The 21,138-nt window shown below is 51.8% G+C and carries 21 protein-coding genes and 1 pseudogene; 18 read left to right on the top strand and 4 right to left on the bottom strand.

Features of this window, described 5'->3' with window-relative positions; all coding sequences use genetic code 11:
• Nucleotides 1–131: 131 nt before the first annotated feature.
• From AC0YNX_RS20365 to AC0YNX_RS20350, 4 genes and pseudogenes are all read left to right on the top strand, one after another.
• On the top strand, nucleotides 132–1,205 hold the full coding sequence (locus tag AC0YNX_RS20365; RefSeq protein WP_475817530.1) for a FecCD family ABC transporter permease: 1,074 nt from the start codon (nucleotides 132–134) through the stop codon (nucleotides 1,203–1,205).
• A gap of 66 nt (nucleotides 1,206–1,271) precedes the next feature.
• A complete protein-coding gene (locus tag AC0YNX_RS20360) occupies nucleotides 1,272–2,249 on the top strand; it encodes a FecCD family ABC transporter permease (RefSeq protein ID WP_475817640.1) in 978 nt (325 codons plus the stop codon).
• Between the two features lie 144 nt (nucleotides 2,250–2,393).
• Nucleotides 2,394–2,696, top strand: a pseudogene (locus tag AC0YNX_RS20355) (glycosyltransferase); the annotation flags it as partial.
• Between the two features lie 127 nt (nucleotides 2,697–2,823).
• Nucleotides 2,824–3,222 carry a DUF1398 family protein gene (locus AC0YNX_RS20350; protein WP_475817529.1) on the top strand — a complete coding sequence of 133 codons (399 nt, stop codon included), beginning with the start codon at nucleotides 2,824–2,826 and terminating at the stop codon, nucleotides 3,220–3,222.
• Between the two features lie 187 nt (nucleotides 3,223–3,409).
• Here the strand turns inward: AC0YNX_RS20350 and AC0YNX_RS20345 are convergent, their stop codons facing one another.
• Nucleotides 3,410–4,294 carry an aminoglycoside phosphotransferase family protein gene (locus AC0YNX_RS20345; protein WP_475817528.1) on the bottom strand — a complete coding sequence of 295 codons (885 nt, stop codon included), beginning with the start codon at nucleotides 4,292–4,294 and terminating at the stop codon, nucleotides 3,410–3,412.
• 114 nt (nucleotides 4,295–4,408) lie between these two features.
• On the opposite strand from AC0YNX_RS20345, the gene AC0YNX_RS20340 reads away from it, so the two are divergent.
• The 11 genes from AC0YNX_RS20340 to AC0YNX_RS20290 all read left to right on the top strand — a co-directional run bounded on the left by AC0YNX_RS20340 (nucleotide 4,409) and on the right by AC0YNX_RS20290 (nucleotide 15,836).
• Nucleotides 4,409–4,879, top strand: coding sequence for a GNAT family N-acetyltransferase (locus AC0YNX_RS20340; protein ID WP_475817527.1), 471 nt, complete (start codon nucleotides 4,409–4,411; stop codon nucleotides 4,877–4,879).
• A 102-nt stretch (nucleotides 4,880–4,981) separates the two neighbouring features.
• A complete protein-coding gene (locus AC0YNX_RS20335; protein ID WP_475817526.1) occupies nucleotides 4,982–5,632 on the top strand; it encodes an alpha/beta hydrolase in 651 nt (216 codons plus the stop codon).
• Nucleotides 5,633–5,880: 248 nt separating this feature from the next.
• The gene (locus AC0YNX_RS20330; protein ID WP_475817525.1) at nucleotides 5,881–6,378 is read left to right on the top strand and encodes an RNA polymerase sigma factor; all 498 of its coding nucleotides are present in this window, start codon (nucleotides 5,881–5,883) and stop codon (nucleotides 6,376–6,378) included.
• Nucleotides 6,379–6,481: 103 nt separating this feature from the next.
• Nucleotides 6,482–7,198 carry a DUF5666 domain-containing protein gene (locus tag AC0YNX_RS20325; RefSeq protein ID WP_475817524.1) on the top strand — a complete coding sequence of 239 codons (717 nt, stop codon included), beginning with the start codon at nucleotides 6,482–6,484 and terminating at the stop codon, nucleotides 7,196–7,198.
• 504 nt (nucleotides 7,199–7,702) lie between these two features.
• Nucleotides 7,703–8,647, top strand: coding sequence for an ABC transporter permease (locus AC0YNX_RS20320; protein WP_475817523.1), 945 nt, complete (start codon nucleotides 7,703–7,705; stop codon nucleotides 8,645–8,647).
• A 16-nt stretch (nucleotides 8,648–8,663) separates the two neighbouring features.
• The gene (locus tag AC0YNX_RS20315) at nucleotides 8,664–9,593 is read left to right on the top strand and encodes a carbohydrate ABC transporter permease (RefSeq protein WP_475817522.1); all 930 of its coding nucleotides are present in this window, start codon (nucleotides 8,664–8,666) and stop codon (nucleotides 9,591–9,593) included.
• Nucleotides 9,594–9,678: 85 nt separating this feature from the next.
• Complete coding sequence (locus AC0YNX_RS20310; RefSeq protein WP_475817521.1) at nucleotides 9,679–11,199, top strand: ABC transporter substrate-binding protein; 1,521 nt, start codon at nucleotides 9,679–9,681, stop codon at nucleotides 11,197–11,199.
• A 4-nt stretch (nucleotides 11,200–11,203) separates the two neighbouring features.
• Complete coding sequence (locus AC0YNX_RS20305) at nucleotides 11,204–13,051, top strand: sensor histidine kinase (RefSeq protein ID WP_475817520.1); 1,848 nt, start codon at nucleotides 11,204–11,206, stop codon at nucleotides 13,049–13,051.
• Nucleotide 13,052: 1 nt separating this feature from the next.
• Entirely contained in the window at nucleotides 13,053–13,814 is a 762-nt protein-coding gene (locus tag AC0YNX_RS20300; RefSeq protein ID WP_475817519.1) for a response regulator transcription factor, read from the top strand.
• Nucleotides 13,815–13,820: 6 nt separating this feature from the next.
• Complete coding sequence (locus tag AC0YNX_RS20295) at nucleotides 13,821–15,386, top strand: ABC transporter substrate-binding protein (protein ID WP_475817518.1); 1,566 nt, start codon at nucleotides 13,821–13,823, stop codon at nucleotides 15,384–15,386.
• Nucleotides 15,387–15,476: 90 nt separating this feature from the next.
• Nucleotides 15,477–15,836, top strand: coding sequence for a group I truncated hemoglobin (locus tag AC0YNX_RS20290; protein ID WP_475817517.1), 360 nt, complete (start codon nucleotides 15,477–15,479; stop codon nucleotides 15,834–15,836).
• An 82-nt stretch (nucleotides 15,837–15,918) separates the two neighbouring features.
• Here the strand turns inward: AC0YNX_RS20290 and AC0YNX_RS20285 are convergent, their stop codons facing one another.
• From AC0YNX_RS20285 to AC0YNX_RS20275, 3 genes are all read right to left on the bottom strand, one after another.
• A complete protein-coding gene (locus tag AC0YNX_RS20285) occupies nucleotides 15,919–16,596 on the bottom strand; it encodes a cupin domain-containing protein (protein ID WP_475817516.1) in 678 nt (225 codons plus the stop codon).
• Nucleotides 16,597–16,736: 140 nt separating this feature from the next.
• The gene (locus AC0YNX_RS20280; protein WP_475817515.1) at nucleotides 16,737–17,186 is read right to left on the bottom strand and encodes a MarR family winged helix-turn-helix transcriptional regulator; all 450 of its coding nucleotides are present in this window, start codon (nucleotides 17,184–17,186) and stop codon (nucleotides 16,737–16,739) included.
• A 78-nt stretch (nucleotides 17,187–17,264) separates the two neighbouring features.
• Nucleotides 17,265–17,864 carry a TetR/AcrR family transcriptional regulator gene (locus AC0YNX_RS20275; RefSeq protein ID WP_475817514.1) on the bottom strand — a complete coding sequence of 200 codons (600 nt, stop codon included), beginning with the start codon at nucleotides 17,862–17,864 and terminating at the stop codon, nucleotides 17,265–17,267.
• Between the two features lie 195 nt (nucleotides 17,865–18,059).
• On the opposite strand from AC0YNX_RS20275, the gene AC0YNX_RS20270 reads away from it, so the two are divergent.
• The 3 genes from AC0YNX_RS20270 (at nucleotide 18,060) to AC0YNX_RS20260 (ending at nucleotide 21,119) form a co-directional block, all read left to right on the top strand.
• Complete coding sequence (locus AC0YNX_RS20270) at nucleotides 18,060–19,250, top strand: YhgE/Pip domain-containing protein (protein WP_475817513.1); 1,191 nt, start codon at nucleotides 18,060–18,062, stop codon at nucleotides 19,248–19,250.
• A gap of 131 nt (nucleotides 19,251–19,381) precedes the next feature.
• On the top strand, nucleotides 19,382–19,852 hold the full coding sequence (locus AC0YNX_RS20265) for a MarR family winged helix-turn-helix transcriptional regulator (RefSeq protein ID WP_475817512.1): 471 nt from the start codon (nucleotides 19,382–19,384) through the stop codon (nucleotides 19,850–19,852).
• Between the two features lie 22 nt (nucleotides 19,853–19,874).
• Complete coding sequence (locus AC0YNX_RS20260) at nucleotides 19,875–21,119, top strand: MFS transporter (protein ID WP_475817511.1); 1,245 nt, start codon at nucleotides 19,875–19,877, stop codon at nucleotides 21,117–21,119.
• The last annotated feature ends 19 nt before the right edge of the window (nucleotides 21,120–21,138 follow it).

The raw sequence follows: 21,138 nt of genomic DNA, 5'->3' as shown, positions 1-21,138 counted from the left end.
GGCGATGGACCGCATTATCGCTATAAATGTTGCTTCGATCATTGACGCCTGAACGAACTGTACCTACAATCGAAATCGATAGAGGTTGAAGAGCGGATAGGCTAACATTCGTAGAGACTGGGGAAAATATTATGTTATCGTACAGCAAGGCTGTAACAAGCGCCGATTCGGCAGAGTCACAGGCAGAGGATGCGCTCGGACGCATTTACTCAAAGCCTTGGACAGGCGCGCTTATTCTTCTAGGCGGTATTGTACTACTACTTGTTTCTGTCGGCATTTCTGTCTCCTTCGGGGCAGCGGACATTAAGTTCGCTACCGTATGGGAGGCTATATTTCAATATAAGGATAGCCTGACGCAGCACCAGATCATCCTGGATATTCGGCTGCCGCGCGTCCTAGGCGGCGCGCTGGTAGGGGCATGCTTCGCAGTCGCAGGCGCAATGATGCAGGGGATGACGCGTAATCCGCTGGCCGATTCAGGGCTGCTCGGATTGAATTCTGGTGCGGGGTTTGCGCTCGCGATATGTTTCGCGTTCTTCCCGGGGCTGCCTTATATGTATTTGATTCTGTACTCGTTTGTCGGAGCGGCGCTTGGCTCGGTGCTTGTGTTCGTCATCGGAGCGGCGGCGCGTGGCGGGCTGACGCCTGTTCGGCTCGTGCTTGCCGGCGCGACGCTGTCGGCCATGCTGACGGCGCTCAGCGAAGGGATCGCGCTCTATTACCGGATCGGGCAAGATCTCGCGTTCTGGTACGCGGGCGGCGTTGCGGGTCTTCGCTGGGAGCAGCTTAAGATTATGTTTCCGTGGACACTTGCTGCCCTGCTGGTGGCCTTTGTGCTATCGAGGTCCATTACGATGCTCAGCCTTGGAGAAGATGTCGCAAGGGGACTCGGACTTCGCACCGGTCTTATTAAATTTGTGGCAACGATCGTCATTATTATTCTCGCCGGAGCGGCAGTCTCCTCAGTCGGAGCCGTCGGCTTCGTCGGCCTTCTTGTTCCGCATGTAACGCGCAAGCTGGTCGGCGTCGATTACCGCTGGATTATTCCGTGCTCGGCGCTGCTTGGCGCACTGCTCGTCGTCTTCGCCGATCTTGCGGCGCGGATGGTTAATCCCCCGTATGAGACGCCAATCGGCGCCTTGATTGCACTAATCGGCGTTCCCTTCTTCTTGTATCTTGCGCAAAAAGAAAGAAGGGAGCTGTAAGCGATGACTACTTTGCAACTATCACCTGAGCAAGAACGCAGACGCAAAAAGAGCTTTTTCGTCTGTATGACGCTTGTGGCGTTAATCCTTATTGTTTTCCTGTTTAGTATGAATACCGGATTCATCCGATTGGCTCCGCTCGATGTCTTTAGCACGTTGTTCGGAGGAGGAACGGATCAGCAGCATCTCATTCTGTTTGATTTCCGTCTGCCTCGTATCGTGCTTTCCATCCTCATAGGGGCGGGACTTGCCTTATCCGGCGCGGTCATACAGGGGATATCCCGCAATGCGCTTGCCGATCCAGGCATCCTCGGCATCAACTCCGGGGCGGGCCTTGCGGTTCTGGCTTATGTTGCGCTGTACCCTTCGACAGCCGGTGCTCCCGTCTTCCTACTGCCATTGCTCGCATGGGCTGGCGCGGGCCTGACGGCACTGCTTGTCTTTACGCTATCTTATCGCCGTCACTCGGGGGTGTCGCCGAACCGTTTGCTTCTGACTGGCATCGCGGTAGCGGCGGGCATCTCGTCTGCGACGCTTGTGCTGACGCTGCGGATTACGCCGGAGAAGTACCAGTTTGTCGCGACTTGGATGGCGGGATCAATCTGGGGCAAGGACTGGTCATTCGTTGGCGCGGTGCTGCCGTTTATCGTCGTTCTGGCGCCGTACGTCGTGTATAAATCGCAAACGCTGAACGTTCTTAATCTCGGCGACTCGATGGCGAAGGGGCTTGGCGCGCGCGTATCGAGAGAGCAGCTGATCCTGCTCGCGGCTGCAGTCGGGCTGGCCGGTTCATGCGTCGCGGTTAGCGGCAGCATCGGTTTCGTCGGCTTGATCGCGCCGCATCTGGCACGCCGCCTCGTGGGCTCGCGCCATCAAGCGGCTCTGCCTGTATCTGCGCTTGTGGGAGCGCTGCTCGTTATTGCAGCAGATATGCTGGCAAGGTGGGTTTTGCAGCCGGTGGAGATTCCGACAGGGATTGTTGTGGCTGTCCTTGGAGCGCCGTATTTTCTCTACTTGCTCGTTAGGTCGAAGGAAATGCGATAGGCTGGGAGTAGAGACGCTGGTTCATTCGAATAGACGAGAACAGGGAAGCCGAATCGCCATAGAGCGGTTCGGTTTTTTCGTGTTGTCTGTATGATAGAATGGTGAAAGCAATGCCAATTCAATTGTGCTTAAGGAGTGGCGAACATGGCACGTGTCCTATTTATCAATGCTGGCTCAGAGGGGCATATCAATCCAACGATTGGCGTCGTGCAGGAGCTGATCTCGCGCGGGGAAGAGGTCGTGTACTTCTGTGTCGAAGCTTTCCGCGAGCGGATGGAGAAGACCGGCGCAACCGTTCGAACGCTGGACGGGCAGCGGTTCATACAAGCTTTTATCTCAGGCGGCAGAACGCATATGCTCGAACGGGTTAACGGTCTCTTGCATACCGCAGATGTTGTCATCCCAAGCGTGCTTGAGCAGCTGGCGATAGATGCGGATTACTATGATCAATCCCATATGATTAGGGAGTTTCGCAAACGGACTGGGGTAACGCCGGGGCAGATGTCGCATTTGTACAATTAACCGCATCCAATCACGGTTATACTAACCCTAACAATGAGGGGAGAGATCGTGGATGAATATTGAAGAAGTGAAACGAATCAGCAAGGTGTCGAAGCTTGAGAAATGGCCTTATCCAAGAACGTTCCAGGAGCTGCTCGCTGCGGGAGTCGTCTCCTACCGGACAAGTATCGCGAACAACCAGACCGTGTTCATGGGTGAAGACAATCAGTACGAGGAACCGAATGGCGCGGCAGCTGCAAGCCTAGAGGTGGCTGAACAGTTCCAAGGAGATGCGGTCAGACGCGGACTTCTGCACCATCAGCAGCACCGGACGCCGTTCACCGATTTCATTCGAGATATGGCGGATGCCGGCGTGCAGTACTACGAAGTGAACATGAAAGAGCGGATAATCGATTACACGAGCGGGAAGCCTGGGGAATCGTATGAAGAAGCCATCCCGCCTTTTGAATAAAAGCTAAGCGATACAGGTGAATGCTTAGTGAGCCTTACAGGCTGCCTGAGAAAGGATCGGCAGCCTGAGAGTACAGAAACTGAACTCTCAGAGGAGCAAACGGCCGAATTATATGCTGAGAGTGCGAATTCTGCACTCTCAGCTCTGCCAAGCTGCGGAAATGGGCAGCTTCTTAATAGCCTCTCTCCTAGCGAGCCGTATATTCTTCGATAATACGGTCAATCGCGCGGGTTGACCAATGGGCTGCTTCCGATTGTTTGTCGTTCCCATGGTAGGTGATCAGCGCCTTCCAGAGCGCCCACCCGCGTGCACGGTCGACCGTATCATCGCCTAGGTTCATGCTGCCGAGAAAGAATCTGCGGCTAGCCGCGTCAAAAAAATTCCACGCCATCACCAAATCGCTTGAAGGATCGCCCACACCCATCGTGCCAAAATCAATGACCCCGGAAAGTCTTCCATCCCGAACGAGCAAGTTGCCGACAGCGACATCGCCATGAAGCCAGAGCGGAGATGATTCGTGCTTGGTTGCGAGAGCACGCTCCCAAATTTCCGTTAATAGGCTTGCCCTGTAAACGCCCGAGCCAGAAACCTGCTCAATGACGGACCTTGTATCCGCATCATAGACGGCAAGATCGCCGCCGCGATGGAAGTTCTGCACGCCTGCAGGTACGCCGCCTGTTGCATCAATCGCCTCAAGCTCTTTTAGGAAATTCGCCAGATCTTGAGCGAACTCGTTCATATCCCGTATATTTGAGTCTGTAACTGTCTCACCCGCAATCCAATGGTTGACTGACCACGGAAGCGGGTATTCTTCCGTCGGCTCCCCCTTGGCAATCGGTGACGGAATAGGCAAAGAAAGTTTAGATTGGAACGGAGGCAGCCAAGTGAGCTCCTTCTCTACGGCTGAAGCGTATCGCTCATGGCTCGGCAACCGAACGGTCATCTCGCTGCCCAAGTGATACGTACGATTATCGTGACCGCTCTTGTCAACGGGCCGTATCTCCAGGTACTTCCACTCGGGGAATTGCTCGTTTATTAATCGGCGCACAAGCTCAGTAGTAATTGTAATCATGGTCCGTCACTTCCTTTTCACTAGACATGGTGTCATTATAATACCGTATCATGGAAGCTGAACGGGATAAAACCGCTATAATAAAACTTGGTTTTTCAGAAGGGGGCTATACAGTTGCAGGTTATAACGGAAAGACTCCTCATTACCGCATTTGACCATAATAATCGCGAGAAGGTCGCGGAATCGTATCGAATCGGCAAACATATTGAGGGCTACTTGGGCAGACTGAAGGAAGATCCTGATTTACTGGGCTGGGGCGTCTGGTATGTCACGCTGGCTGACAGCGGGCAAGTGATCGGCGATATCGGTTTCAAAGGCAAGCCTGATCCTAAGGGGAAGGTAGAGGTAGGGTATGGCATTATTCCGGAAATGCATAACAAAGGAATCGCGACAGAGGCGGTCGACGCCATTATGAAGTGGGCCTTCTCTACAGGCAAGGTGAGTCGAATCGCAGCCGAGTGCCTTGCAGATAACTATCCATCCATTCGAGTACTAGAGAAGCTTGGGATGATTCAGACAGGAACCGAGAATGGCATGCTATATTGGGAAATCGAGAAGACAGGGAAGACAGGGCACGCCTCCTAGAGGATGTGTCCTGTTTTGTTGTTGACAGCGTTACTCGTGCGCATTATATTAGCTATAATAATTAATAATCTCTATAACTAATATAACGATTGAGGTGTACGTATGCAAAGTCCAGCTTACGAATATGACATTCATCTTCCTGCCAACATGGATGAGAATAAACGATACCCGGTAATCTTCACGCTGCATGGCAAAGGGTCCAATGAGCGCAATATGTTCGGTCTGGTGGAGCCGCTTGCAAGCGAATTTATTATTATCGGCATTCGAGGTAATCTGACGCTCGGCGCAGGTTTCCAATATTATGAGCTTCGCAGTCTCGGCAATCCGATTCGGGAGATGTTCGACCAGGCGATCGAGCAATTGCAACAGTTTATTGAATATGCGACGGTGAAATACCCGATTGATTCGGCTCGGCGGTACTTGCTTGGCTTCAGCCAAGGCGCGATTCTGTCGATGACGCTTGCGCTTACGATGGGGGATCAACTGAAGGGAATCGTTGCGCTGAATGGCTACGTACCTGAGTTTGTGAAGACCGAGTATCCGCTGAAGAGCGTCGCGAATGTATCCGTGTTTATTTCACATGGACAGTTCGATGGTGTATTCCCGGTTCGGATCGGGCATGAGACAGCCCAATACTTTGAACCATTAACGCCGCAATTGACCTTCAAGCTTTATCCAACCGACCATTCCGTCACGGAGGAGAATCAGCGAGACTTTGTGCAGTGGCTGAAGAAGGACGCTGTGGCTGAATAAACGTAAGCTTACGAATGAGAAAGAGGCATATTTCCGGTCCTGTTCTGCAGGGAGGGAGTTCGCCTCTTTTTTGTTGTTGGTCTATTTGGACGAATTTACATGCTGCATATTTGCAGTCATTCCAGGGGATCCACCCGTCTAGAGAGATGTAGGGCTTAATCATTTACAGCCTCATTTTCAAAAAAAATTAGCCGCAATGAAAAATAGAAGCCTACTCAGTTGTATTACAAGTGAAAGGAGGTGCTAGGGTGTACGATTCATATGAGCTCAATGAATCCGTGCGACGGGCATTGGATGAACATTCGCAAAGCTTGATTAAAGTCGCTTTTGCCTATTTGAAGAATACGGCGGATGCGGAAGAAGTCGCGCAAGATGTGTTTCTCACCTACTTGCAGAAGCGGCCTGTCTTCCAAAACCGCGAGCATGAGAAAGCGTGGCTGATCCGAACGGCTATTAATAAAAGCAAAAATATGCTGAAAACCGGATGGTTCAGAAGCAGAAACCCGGTTCCCGAAGACCTGAGCTACCTCCCCAAGGAAGAGAGCGAGGTTCTGCAGACCGTGCTCGCCTTGGATAAGAAATATCGAATTCCGATCCATCTGCACTACTACGAAGGATACTCGATCCAGGAGATTGCGGTTATTTTGCAGGCTAAGCCCGCAACGGTCGGAACGTGGCTTGCCAGAGGACGCCAGCTCTTAAAAGAGAAGATCGGAGGCCTGGATGATGAAGAAGTCTGTTTATAAATCGGCAATGTCAAATGTGAAGACAAGTGAAAACTTCAAAGAAGATACGTATCGAAAGATGCTTCAACAACAATCACAACAACCATCAAAGGAGAGATTAATTATGGCACAAACAAATAAAAGAAAACTAACTCTATGGGCATCAGGTGTTGCAGCATGCGCGGTACTGTCTATCGGTATCTTCGCGATGAATAGTAATGATACGACGACTCCAGCTAAGATGTCACCGCCGCCAACGGAACAGTCAACGAAACCGCCAATTCATGGTAAAGTAGCGGTCAATATTGATGGCGTCATCTCCGAAGTAAGCGCAGACGGCAAGAGCTTCAAAGTGGGCGATCTGTGGGTAACGGTAACGGATCAAACGAAGCTTGGCAGCACTGAACCGACAGCAACTCCGCCATCCGAGGAATTGCTGCAGAAGGAGTTTAAAGTCGGCAACATCGTATCGGGATTCACATCCCAAGATGTCAGCACGGGCAAAGTGACAGCAGACGTTATCTATAACAATATGCTGCCGGCTGCGGACAGCGGCACGAACGCGCCTACTAAAGGCGGCAAGATGGCATCCAACATTAACGGCGAAATCACTGAAGTAAGCGCAGACGGCAAAAGCTTCAAGGTTGGCGATCTGTGGGTTACTGTAACAGCTGACACGAAGCTGGGCATCGACGGCCCTAACGCTGCTGCACCATCCGAGGAACTGCTGCAGAAGGAATATAAAGTCGGCAACTTCGTATCTGGCTTCACTTCGGAAGATGTAAGCACAGGTAAGGTTCATGCAGATCGCATCTACAACAATATGGCTCCGCAGAAATAAGAGATATGCGGAAATGTCAGCAAGGGCACCTTTCATTAGGGTGCCCTTGTTTTGTGCGTTCAGGAAGAAATCCTGGCCCTGGCTGCCGACCTAACGGATCGTACAGGGCTTATTCGCCGTTTTTTCACGTATATGTCGCTCTAACGGAACACAGAGAACTTATTACCCCTATATTGCGCTTTAATTGGCTCAATTGCTGGTAATAAGGCCGCTGTGTTCCGTTACATTTTCGGAGTCGCTGAATTGGCCCGAATAACGCATCTGTGTTCCGTTAGCGCCAACAAAGCGAAGCGGGAGAGATCACGCGGACAACCTTGCTTAGCACGCAGAAGCACTTTATCAACGAAGGTAACTTTACTTTTTTCATCAAAATCTAACGTTTGTTGACTAAGGTCTTATGTTTGTTGTCTGGAATGGAGGGCGCTATTTTCATTACAATTACTACTGTTAGAAGGTATTGTAAGCGTTACCTGTAAGCGCGTACACACGGAAGGAGTGGCACACATGGATTCAAAGAGCGAGCGTAAACGCTTGCGAACGCGCTGGCGTACTCAGGATACCGAGTTGACGCTGTTGGCTTTGCCGACAACGATCTGGTACATCCTGTTCTGTTTCTTGCCGATGTTCGGTCTCATTATAGCCTTCAAGGATTTCAAAATATACGGAGGCTTCATAAGCAACGTCATTCACAGCGACTGGTCCGGCTTCAAGAACTTCGAGTTCCTGTTCAAGTCGAATGATGCCTGGGTCGTTGTCCGCAACACGCTGGGCTACAACTTTATCTTTATTCTTCTCGGCATTCTGGTGCCTGTCACTTTAGCGCTAATGGTCGGCCAGCTGCACAGCCGCAAGGCCGGCAAAGTGTATCAAACGATGATGTTCCTGCCTTATTTCTTATCGTGGGTTGTCGTATCCGCGGTAATCTGGGCGTTCCTCAGCTTCGATAAAGGGATCGCCAATCAGTTTCTGGCTGATCTCGGCCATGATCCGATCAACTGGTACATGGAAGAGAAATACTGGCCGTACTTCCTGGTATTCATGAACCTGTGGAAAGGCCTCGGCTATGGCATGGTAGTCTACCTGGCGACCATTACTGGCATCGACAACACCTATTACGAGGCGGCTGTTATTGACGGCGCTTCGAAATGGCAGCAGACCAAATACATCACGCTGCCGCTCATGAAGCTGGTTATCGTGATGATGTTCATCCTGGCGGTCGGCCGCATCTTCTACACTGACTTCGGGCTGTTCTTCCAAGTACCGCGGGATTCCAACTCGCTGTTTAATGTGACGACGACGGTCGACGTGCTCGTCTACAAGCAGCTCAAGACCGCAACGGTAGGCATGGCCTCCGCTTCCGCTTTCGTACAATCCGTACTCGGATGCGTAACGATTCTGATCGCCAACTGGGTCGTCCGTAAGGTAGATCCGGACAGCGCGATGATGTAAGGGGGAGCTTAAAGAAATGGCAACAAAAGCGAAATACGAATCTGGACTCGATAAGTTCAACCGGGTCAGCAATGCCACCAATATCTTGTTCCATACAGTTTTTATCCTGTTAGCGCTAGTCTGCTTGGTGCCTGTCGTCGTGGTACTGTCGATCTCGTTCTCCAGCGAGGACTCGATCCGTCAAACCGGGTACCACCTCATTCCGACAGCGTTTTCGGGCGAGTCGTACCATTTCATCGCACAGCAAGGCACGATGATCTCGCGAGCCCTCGGCGTATCCGTATTCGTTACGGTCGTCGGCACGGTGCTGGGCATCCTGCTTACAACTTCTATGGGTTATGTCATTTCCCGGCCTAGTTATAAGTTGAACGGACTGCTGACATGGATCGTCTTCATCCCGATGGTGTTCAACGGCGGGTTGGTATCCAGCTACTACATCAACTCGAATCTGCTCGGCTTGAAAGATACGATCTGGGCACTTATTCTGCCGCTTGCGGTGTCATCCTTCAACATTATTATTTGCAAAACGTTCTTCAGAAGCACCATTCCGGATGGATTGATCGAATCCGCGGAGATTGACGGCGCGAGCCAGCTGCGGATCTTCTTCTCCATCATTCTTCCGATATCTTTGCCGCTAATCGCAACAATTGGCCTGTTCCTGTGCTTCTCGTACTGGAACGACTGGTTCCAATCGATGCTCTACATCAATGATCAGAACCTGTACTCGCTGCAGGCGCTGCTCAACAGCTTGATGAGCAACGTAGATGCAATGGCGAAGAATGCTTCGAGCATGGGCATCAGTTATGCGGCTCTGGTCGCGACAATGCCGAAGGAATCCGCTCGTATGGCCGTGGCGATCATTATCGTTCTGCCGGTTGCCACAGCTTATCCGTTCTTCCAGAAATATTTTATCTCTGGTCTGACGGTAGGCGCTGTTAAAGGGTAACCACTGCTCTCGCTTTATCACAACGAAATAAGCCGGGCATTGTCCCGGTTTATGATAAACACACGAAATAGGGAGGTTCATACAGATGAAAAAGACAATGAAACACCTGCTTGTACTCAGTACAGCAGCACTCCTGACTACTGCACTTGCGGGCTGCGGCTCGAGTTCGAATTCCTCGAATTCGAATAACACGGCAACAACGAACGAAACGTCGAACCAAGCGAACGCAGGTTCGAACGCGAATAAGCCAGCTGGCTCGGGCGATATCCCTACACTGGTATGGTGGACGATCGGTGGACAAGTTCCGGCGAACTTCGATAAAGCCATCGCAGCTATGAATGACTACACAGCCGAGAAAATCGGCGTGAAGGTAGACATTAAGGTTGCAAGCTGGGGCGACTGGGACACGAAGATCAATACAATCGTGAACACAGGCGAACCATTCGACATTATGTTTACGAATAACGGGAAGTATAACCAACAAGTCAACATGGGCGCTTTCGCCGACATTACCGATATGGTACAAAGCGATTCCCCTGATCTGTACAAGCTGATCCCTCAGAAAGTATGGGATGGTACGAAAGTAGGCGGCAAAATCTATTCCGTGCCTACGTACAAAGACTCTTCTTTGACGCAGTACTGGGTGTTTGACGACAAATACGTACAGAAGTACAAGATTGATACAGCAAGCATCAAATCGCTGCAAGATCTCGACAAGCCGTTCCATGATATGAAAGCAGGCGAAGGCAAGAGCTTCTATCCGCTTTCCCTTACACAAGGCGATGGCTTTAACGGCTTCTTCAACAACTATGATGATATGACGCTTGGTCTGGCTCCAATCGGCGTGAAAGTGGATGACGCTTCCCGCAAAGTGGTATCCACACTGGAGAGCCCTGAAGTGATGAACGATCTGAAGCTGCTGCACAAATGGTACCAAGACGGCATCATCAACCCGGATGCACCTACGAAGACAGAAGCGGACAAAGCACGTCCATTCTTCGCAGCGCAAGCATTCCCAGGTGCTGAAGCAAGCTGGCAGATCAACGAAGGCGTAGCGAAGTACGATATGTTCCAGATCTTCGGACCAATCTACACAACAAGCACAATCCAAGGTTCCTTGAACGCAATCTCGGCGAACTCGAAGTACAAGACAGAAGCTTTGAAATACCTGCAACTGGTTAACACAGATCCGAAGCTTCGCAACATGCTTGCATTCGGTGAGCCAGGCGTCGACTTCAACAATGTAGACGGCGAGAAAGTGGTTGAGCGTACAACGGATACTTGGCCGCTGGCTGCTTACACGCAAGGTACATTCTTCGACATGGCTGTTACCAAAGGCGCACCGGTTGATCAGTGGGATCAAGTTCGCAAGCTGAACGACCAAGCGATTTCTTCCACAAACCTTGGCTTTGCTCTCGACATCAGCAAGCTGGGCACGGAAGTAGCCAACACAAAGGCAGTATGGGACAAATACCGCTATGAGCTGTTGACAGGCGCTTCCGATCCGGAGAAAACAGTTCCGAAGATCATTTCCGAGATGAAAGCTGCTGGTATGGACACAATCATGAAAGCGGCTCAAGAGCAAATCGACAACTACTTCAAATAAGCATATGATAGGTAGACAGAACCCGAACGGTGTAGACCGTTCGGGTTTTCTGACACTAATTGCAGGATTGATCGTGACCTGCCCGAGGGCACAAGATACCAAGACAAGGAGAAGCCGCATGCGCTCATTTCTGCAAATCAAAATCTATCGCGGTAAATTCATTGCCTACGCGGTATTCGTCGTATGCATTGGTCTTGCTCTCGGTGCAATTACTTGTGCGGTGCTGCTGGATCAGTGGGTGCAGAATGCCCGCAACGACGCAAGCAGCGCGTTCACCCGCGCGGAGAACACCCTCCAGAACGATGCCGACCGGATCGAAGCGTTCATGCAGCGAGTCTATTCGAATAGCGGGCTCATCGCGGATGTGCGCTACTTCCTTGGCAACAATGCTGAAGGTTACCTGACAAGCAGGCTTCATGATAGCCACTATAACCGGCCGCTAGTTTCTTTTCCCGAGGACATGAAGTCCTTCCTCAGCAACGGCGGGCATGGAGATATTACGCAGGTCAGCCTGCATACCGCTCTCAAGGGCAATGTGGTGCGCTTCGACAGCAACGGCAATACGAAGTTTCTATTCAATCTGCCTAATTCGAGCAGAACCTTCGAGGAGACCATCCGGGAAGGCTTCGTCTATCGCAAGAAGCTGTCGGATCCGAACCAAATTTCTCGTCAGCTAGGCGAGTTTCGCTTTCTGGTCAGCAGTGACCGCATCTTCAAGACGCTGCAGAATTACCGGCTGAGCGATGCTGGTGCCGTCAGTCCATCGGGCGAGGTGTATCTGATTGCCGGCAGCAACGACAAGACGGAGGAGCTAATTGGGCGGGCGGCAGCAGATGAACGCAACCATGGCTTCCTAAGGACGGGGTTGCTGGATCGTGCCTATTTTGTCACTTTTCAATCGACCCAACTCGATTATAAGTTCGTCAGTATTATAGATATGGCAGCGCTTGTCCGTCAGAAAGCAAGCGTATTGCTCATCGTATTCCTCATTGTGCTGGCATCGATGATTAGCGTTCTGCTGCTTATCGTGTACAATCTGCGCGAGGATGCGAATTTCTTGCGGAGGATCATTAACTCCATCGGTCGCGCGAAGACCGCGGATTTCACACCTATTAGTCCGGCTCGTTACCGGAGAAACGAATACGGGATGATTGCCAGAGAGCTGGATGATATGATTCATCAGCTGGACAAGCACATCCGTACGAACTACCTGCTGAAGCTGAAGCAGCAGGAGACCGAAATGAAGGCGCTTCAGCACCAGATCAATCCGCATTTTTTGTATAATACGCTTGAAGTAATCAGGTCGTTTGCACTTGGCAGCCGTGATGAAGGTACGTCCGATGCGATTGCAACATTAGGCGCACTGTACCGCGATATTGTAAAATACGAGAATATTATTTCGCTGGGCAGCGAGCTTGACTTGCTCCAGAAGTATCTGAAGATCATGGAATTTAAATATCCGGACCGATTCTACTATCAATACAACGTAGACGAGGCTTTGCTTACACTGCCTACTGTGAAGTTCTGGATGCAGCCGCTGGCGGAGAATTTCTTCGTTCATGGCTTTAATCCGGAGAACGAGTTCAATCTGCTGGTCGTGAACGGCTGGGAGGAAGAGAGCCGGTTCGTGCTCGAGATCGTGGATAACGGCAACTGGATTTCACAAGAGCGTCTGGTCGAGGTTAGGAACAATATGGCTAGAGGCGACGATGCCGCAACAGGCAGCATCGGGCTGCGAAATGTGTATACCCGACTTCACTTCTTCTATGGGGAAGGCTTCTCCATGCATATCGGCAATAACGAAGAAGCTGGCATCAAGATTACCGTAATCCTGCCAAAGGAGGCTGCTTGAGATGTATAAGCTGCTAATTGTAGATGATGAGCCGCAAATTTTGGAGGGCATGAAGCGTACGCTGGACTGGGCCAAATACGGCTTTGACCGTATAGAGACGAGTGAAACGTACGAAGGAGCGATTGCGAAAGCGGTAGATTTTATGCCGGATCTCGCCATCTTCGACGTATGCATTGGCAAGCAGCGCGGTTATGACGCCATTAACAAGCTGAACGAGCTTCGCCTTCAATCGAACTATATTATCATGAGCGGCTATGGCGAATTTCAGTATGCGCTGGAGGCGCTTCGCTGCGGCGCCAAGGATTATCTTCTCAAGCCTGTAGATCGCTCGAAGCTGCAATATATCGTGGAGAAAATCATCGTCGAAGATTTGCACGGAACGATAGAGGGTGCAGAGCTGGATGATTTGGACAAGGACCCCGTGCTCGGCGTGCGTTATGATAGCCTGTCCAAGCTGACCAATCGCATTCTGCTGATGGTCAAGGCGGAATATGCACAGAACATCAACTTGAAATCGGTTGCAGAGCGGTTTCGGATGAACGGTACCTATTTGGGTCAGCTGTTTCTGAAGGAAACCCAGATCAAATTCTCGGAGTATCTGATGGCTTACCGGATGCTTCGCGCGAAGGAACGAATTCAATCGACCGATGAGAAGATCGTCAGCATCGCGCTTTCCGTCGGCTATCCGAACTTGAACTACTTCTACTCTCATTTCCATACGTACTTCGACAAGTCTCCATCCGATTTGCGGAGAAAGGAATAGTTCGCCATGCGACAACGACAACGGCTTCGGGATCGGCTAGGGTTAGGGCTAGTGCTGCTGCAGAGAATGAGACGTTTCAAGGTCAATCTCTTGCTTGCTGTCATGCTCATCCTGACGCTTACAGGCTGCTTCTCTTCATCCGGCAACGGTGGGAAGGCTGCCCAGACCGGCGATACGGTGAATTTGATTTACTACACAATCGGCGATCCTGACAAGGATCTGAAGATGGTCAACGACAGGATCAACGAGGTGCTGGCAAAGAAGATCGGCGTGACCATTACGTATATCAAAGTGGGCTGGCAGGAGTACGAGGACCGGTTGAATACGTTGGTGTCGACGGGAACCCCGTTTGACATCGCTTTTGCACCTGAGTACGCCAATTTCGCGCAGCGAGGTGCATGGCTGAAGCTGAACGATTACTTGCCCAATATCGGCAAGGGCATGTATGACGCTATCGACCCGATCTTCTGGAAGGGCGTGCAGCTGGATGACGGCGGCATCTATGGGGTGCCGACCAACAAGGAGCTGGCGGTGCGCGATCAGTGGATGTACCCGGATGCGCTGGTGAAGAAGTACAACATTGATATCACGAAGTACAAGACGCTCGCTTCGCTGGAGCCGCTGCTCAAGATGATCAAGGAGAAGGAGCCTGCTTATCAGCCAATGGAGCTGGATAAGGACTCCCAGAACTTCTTCGCAATAGATGGCTATCAGTATGTGACGGACAAGTATCTGCCGCTTATGTTACGGTCGCTCGATCCCAAGTCGCCTGTCGTGAACATATTCGAAACGGAAGAAGCCCGTAAGGTGCTCGACATTCTCCGGCGCTACTATGTGCTGGGCTACATTAATGAGGATGCGGCATTGCGCGATAGCCAAGGACTGAAGCGGGGCGAGCACGTCTTCTGGAAAGAAGCAGGCGGCGGACCGCTGTCGGAGAGCAGCTGGAGCAAGGACCGCGGCTACAAGGTGGTCGCCTATCCAGTCACTCCGGCTCTCATAACGACGGAGTCGGTTCGCGGCGCGATTATGGCGGTGAGCGCGAATTCGAAGCATCCGGTCGAGAGCGTCGAGTTCCTCAATCTGCTCAACACCGATCCAGAAGTGCGCAACCTGTTCAACTTCGGCATCGAAGGCGTGCACTATACGCTGGATCGGAATGGTCAGGTGGTGCCGAAGGCGCCTAAGGACAAGGATGGTAAGCTGATTCCGGATGCGTCCCCAACATATAGCGGCGTACAGTATACCCAAGGGAACTGGTTCATTCTGAAGACACTGGGCGGTGAGTTCCCTGATCCGCTCGACAAGTGGGACGAGTTCCGTAAGGCTAACAAGGAAGCGGTTAGCTCTAGCACCGTAGGCTTTACGCCGGACTTGTACATGATGTCTGGGCTGATACAGAACATCCAAATGGTATGGGAGAAATATTTTCCGAGCCTGATGACCGGCAGTGTGGATGTAGATACCGAGCTTCCGAAGTTTAATGAGGAGCTCAGGCAGGCGGGCCTTGACGAGGTGCGAGCAGAAGTACAGAAGCAGCTGGATGTGTGGCGGGCGGCTCATCCAAACTGACGCGAGCTAACAAGGAAGAGAATGGAAAGTTGAGTAGCCGGATAACCTAACATGCGATGCAGAAGAAGCGTATGGGAAGGAGGACTGCATATGAACCAATCTCTTTACGACAAATTCGGCGGGGAAGAAACGATTAGCAAAGTGGTCGACTACTTCTATGAGCTCGTACTCGCTGATAATACGGTCAATCATTTCTTCAAGAACACGGACATGGAGAAGCAGCGCAAGCATCAAACGAAGTTCATCAGCTTCGCTTTGGGCGGTCCCAATCAATATACGGGGCATTCCATGGCGAAGGCGCATGCAGGCATGAATTTGCAGGAGGAGCACTTTAATGCAATCGTCAAACACCTGCATGATGCGCTTGCGCATTTTGGTGTAGGTGAATCGGATATTGATGATGTTTTGACGCACGTTGCTTCGTTGAAGGACGATATCCTCCATAAGTAACAAGAACAAGGGCCATCCGACGAGGATGGCCCTTGTTCTGTTATTCTGATGCTCTGCTGCTGAAGTCTTGCGGCGCAATAACCTAGTAATATCCCCAATAGGTTCTGTGCTGTGGGTGGTACGGATACTGCTGATACTGGTGCGGCTGCTGATAAGGCACAGCCTGCTGCTGTTGCTGTGGATATGGATGGTGCATTTGATGCTGTCCGGCCATGTTGACTTTAGGGCTGTTGCAGTCGGCGTAAGGTCCGATATAGGTGGACGGCTTCACCGGCTCGACCGCCTTCTTCCAAGTCTCCTCATTGATGCAATAGGTATGCGACATGACGTTGGCAGGCGTGAATTTCAGAATATCGGAGCCGAGAATGACTTCCGGCTGAGGAGCGTCGAAGATGGCTAGCAGATGCGTGTGATCCGATGTCGCAATTTCATAGTGCCACCAGCCTTGCGGAATATTCGCAACTTGCCCCGGGGTGATGGGGAAGTTAAGCAGCTGCTTCGTGAACGGGTTCAGAATGGATACCGTTGCAGCACCGGAAATACAATAGACCAGCTCAGCAGCGTTCTGATGATAATGCGGTTCGACGACATTGCCCGAGCTGAGGAAGATGTCGAGGAGCGACGAGTTCTCGAGCGAGTTCAGCTGCTGAACGCCGAGCACGTTAATATAATTATTGGCATCCTTCTTGAACAAAGGGCTCTTATTTACGTCAAATGTGTACTGCACAGAAGGTGACGTGTAATCGATATAAGCGGACATTCTCTGCTTTCGCCTCATTCCAGTTAGTATTTGAGCCTGATATAGGCAGTTTATGTGCGCGGCCTTGGTTCGGTGTATTGGCCTAGGAAAAAGGTAAAGGCCGCCCAGCAGTGGGCGGCCCTTCATGTTTGGTGCAAACTTTACAAGCTGCTATTCGCGCGGATGATTCGGGTGGCAAGTGCAGCGAACTGAACCTGCTCGGCCTCGGAGATACCCGCAGCGGCGACCGCTGCGTTCAGCTGGCTGATGATTTCGCTGCCGCCCTCGTCGATGAGCTGCCGCCCAGCGTCCGTGACCCGGACCAGGAAGCCGCGCTTGTCGGTCGGGGAAGGGATACGCTCGACTAGCCCTCGCTTGGCAGCACGGTCAACGAGGCCGGTAATGCTTGACTTGTCGAGGTTCAAATGCTGAGCGAGCTGCAGCATGCTTGGCTCCCGGTCGCGGAGAATAGCGAGCAGCCGGATTTGGATGATAGACAGGTCATGCTGAGCGCCCACCTGGCCAAGGATGCCGTGGATGAGATGGGATAGCTGTGCCAGGCTATCAATGATGGATAGATCATCCTGAGGATGAGAAGGTTCATGGTTCATGCCGTTTCACTCCGAATAATAGTAGATAGGGTTCCCTCAGTATAACACACAGGCAATTGGCATAGTACGCGAGACCAACTAATCCAAATTAAGCGCATGCATGGGCCCATGATAGATGATCCGCATCAAGATGTGGGCCACTTCCGTGGGCGTTTGTTTCATGCCGGACTCAATCCAGTGCGTCAAGATGCTGAAATTTGCGGATGTGGTGTAAGCGAGCAAATATTCCGCGGGCACCAGAAGCTCCTTCATCGCTTGGTGGGATATCATCCTACCCCATATATGCTTGGTAATCATCGCTTTCAAGGTGATTGGGAATGCGGGATCGCCCTTCGGACCGAGAATGATCTTCAGAAAATCGCCATTGCGCGCCAATTCCTCAATCATGTTTACCATCCCCGGATAAGGAATTTCCTGTACGGCGCACTTCCGCAGTTCATAGATATCGACTTGTTGCATAAGCTGATCAACTGCTTCGAGAATTTCGGTCTTGATCTGGCTTACCATGTCCTGTACATCCCGATAATGCAGGTAGAAGGTGCCCCGATTAACATCCGCCCGCGCGGAAATATTCGTAACAGACAGTCCCTCCATGCCTTTCTCCTCAATGAGTTCCATAAGCGCCTTACGCAGCGCCTGCTTGGTCTTCGCTTGTCTGCGGTCCATTTTGTCTGTCACGCGCCTAGCAACCTCCATATACGAATCAAATTTTCACAGTCATTAATGAACAACTGATTATGCATCTGCTGATTAGTTGACATTTCAGCAGCACATTGACGATTGTAATCCCCAATGAACCCATTATAATAAACGAAGTGAACGATAATCAACATAATGTCCATTAAAATGACATCAAGAAGGGAAATGACGTATATGGCATTACTCAAGCAAAAAACAGTATGGATCGGCCTGGTCGCCGTTTTTATCGTATTAGCTGTATTTGGAGTTGCAATGATGGGGTCGGTGCTCGGAGCGAAACCGAAGGATCTGCCCGTTGCTCTAGTCGTAGAGGATAAGGCGGTCTCGCTGCCTAATGGAACCTCGCTTCATGTAGGAGCTATGGTGCAGGAGAAGCTCCTTGCCAATGTTGATCTGCCCATCGCGTGGCATGTTGTTGCCACTGAGGCGGAGGCACAGCAAGGACTTGATGAGCAGAAGTATTACGGCGCATTCGTACTTCCGGCCGATCTGAGCGCTGGAGTGGTCTCCCTAATGACGGATTCTCCGAAGCCGGCAACGGTCCGCATTGTGGCCAATGAGGGCATGAGCGTGCAAGCATCCACCGCTGTGAAGCAGGTGCTCGGTCAAGTTGCACGAGGAATCAGCAGCGAATTGTCGCAGCAGGTTCTCGGTATGATGAGCCAGCGTTCGGATGCCAATGTAATCTCCTTGGGATCGGCTAAAGCGCTGCTGGTTCCCTTCCAGATCGAGGAGCAGACGGTTCATCCGATCGGCGCTAACAATGCGAGCGGCAACGCGCCCGGCATGCTGACGCAAATTATGTGGCTGGGTAGTCTTGTAGTCAGCCTCATGCTGATGTTCGCTGCGCAGAAAGCGCAGGCATCCGGTAGGCGTCGCATCGGTGTGGTGCTTACCCAAGCGGTTACGGGCCTTGTATTTGTCGTATTAGCGTCGGGCTTCCTCGTATGGATGTCCAAAGCATGGTACGGCATGTCGCTCGTGGACGTATCCGGAACGTGGCTCACGCTCATGCTCGCAGGAGCAACGTTCTTCCTGCTTCAGTCTGCGCTGTTTAGCTGGCTTGGCATGCCGGCAATGCCTATCCTCGTTCTGCTCATGTTCTTCTCGCTGCCTGTCGTCAACATGGCGCCGGAGTTTCTGCCGAAGACGACGCATGACTGGCTCTATGTCTGGACGCCGTTCCGATTCGTGGCGGCAGAGCTTAGAAACTCGATGTATTACGTCAATGTTCCTGACTCATCTCCATCCAATATGACGCTGCTGTGGTGCATCGCGGCTGGCAGTCTGGTCGTTAAGCTGGCATCCATCTTCCGCAAGGTGAAAGTGAGAACGGTAGAAGTCGCGCATACGGAATCGGCGTAAAACGCCACACGTTAACCCTGCTCTCCCATAGTGGTGAGCAGGGTTTTTGCTATATTCAGATCGTTGACAGAATGAGTTGTCTGTCATATAGTTGTTTAAACAACTATTCAAAGATAAGAGGTTTCCTATCGATGACAACAGATAACCAGAACCAGAACATAACTAATCAATTGCCGGTTGGCTTTGTTCTTGGCACAACCTATCGCAAGGTTGCGGCGCAGTTTCAGCAGCGGCTCGCGCCTTATGGCATTACGACCGAGCAATGGTCGGCGCTGAATCAGATTGATCGGGCGCAAGGGCTCATCCAGAAAGAAATTGCAGAGCGGACGAGCAAGGATAAGCCTTCCACAACCCGAATTCTCGACCACCTGGAGAAGAAGGGTCTGATCTATAAGAAGCCGGGCGAGCAGGACCGCAGAGCGTTCCTCGTATACAGCACGGAAGCGGGCAAAGCGCTTATTCGCGAGACGACGCCGATTGAAGAGACCGTAACGGCAGACGTGAAGAGCTGCTTATCGGATCAAGAATATGGCACGCTGCTTGAGCTGCTGATGCGTGTTCAGAATCATATAACAGCAAAGTTCGGCAGCAGTCATGAATAACAACCACAAGGAGAGGTGACTTATGACAACAGAGCAACAACAAGAGCGAGAACAGCCGGCAGCTCTGTGGACAAGACCTTTTATCGCGCTCACGGCCTGTTTCTTTCTTCTATTCCTCGGTTTGCAAATGCTGCTCTCTTCCTTCCCGGCTTATGTGAAGGGAGAGTTCGACGCAGGCAACGTGCAGGTCAGCCTCGTTACCTCGGTATTCGCGCTCGCCGCCATCGCAGCGCGATTCGCGACGGCTGCTCTCATGCGCCGCGTATCCCGCACGGCGCTGCTCCTTATCGGGCTGCTCATCGCAGCGGCAGCAACAGGGCTGTACACGACGGCCGGCTCGTACGGCTCGCTGCTCGTGCTGCGGATTGCTTACGGCATAGGCTTCGGCATGGCGAGCACGATATTGCCGACGCTCGTCTCCCGCATCATCCCGGTTCGCCGGATGGGCGAGGGGATCGGCTATTTCGGCTTATCGACGAGCCTCGCGATGTCCATCGGCCCGTCGATCGGGCTGAACGTCATGAAGCACGCGGGCTTCTCGGAGCTCACGATGCTCGGACTTATCGCATCGGTGCTGATCTTCCCGGTGTTGTGGCTGTCACGTTCGAAGCACAGCGACGCAGCGCCACAAGCAACAGCAACAGCAGCGCCAACGGCGCGAAACACAGCTGTCCCGGCGCGATCCGGTTTCAACCGCAAGCTGTTGTTCCCGGTACTGCTGAACACGCTGCTGTCTATCACTTACAGCGGTTTGCTTAGTTTTCTCGCCTTGTTCGGCGATTATGTGCATATTGAACAGGTCGGCCTGTTCTTCCTGTTCAATGCGATTACGATCATCCTGATTCGGCCATTCTCCGGCCGTATCTTCGATCGCAAAGGCCACATGGCGGTGCTCATACCAGCCGGCTTATGCGTTACCGCAAGCATGCTGCTGCTGTCCAGCACCCATGCGATGCCGATGCTGATCGTATCGGCGCTGCTATACGGTCTCGGCTTCGGTGCCATTCAGCCGACGATTCAAGCGTGGATGCTGCGCTCCTCCACGCCGGAGCAGTACGGAACAGTGAACAGCATGTTCTACAACTCGACGGATTTCGGCGTCGCGATAGGCGCGATCCTTCTCGGCGCAATATCCGCCGCTTCGAATTACGGGATTATGTACCGATACTCCGCAGGTTGTATGGCGCTGTTCGTCGTATTAATCGCGTTGCAGGCAGCGCTGACTACGAATCGCCGCCGCGCGAAGCAAGCGGCCTTGGAATCGTAAATTCCCCATAAGCTTAACA

It is taken from the genome of Paenibacillus sp. J31R98, from assembly GCF_056269245.1.
Note: the sequence above shows the minus strand (reverse complement) of the source record. Positions and strands in the feature narration are given on the sequence as shown.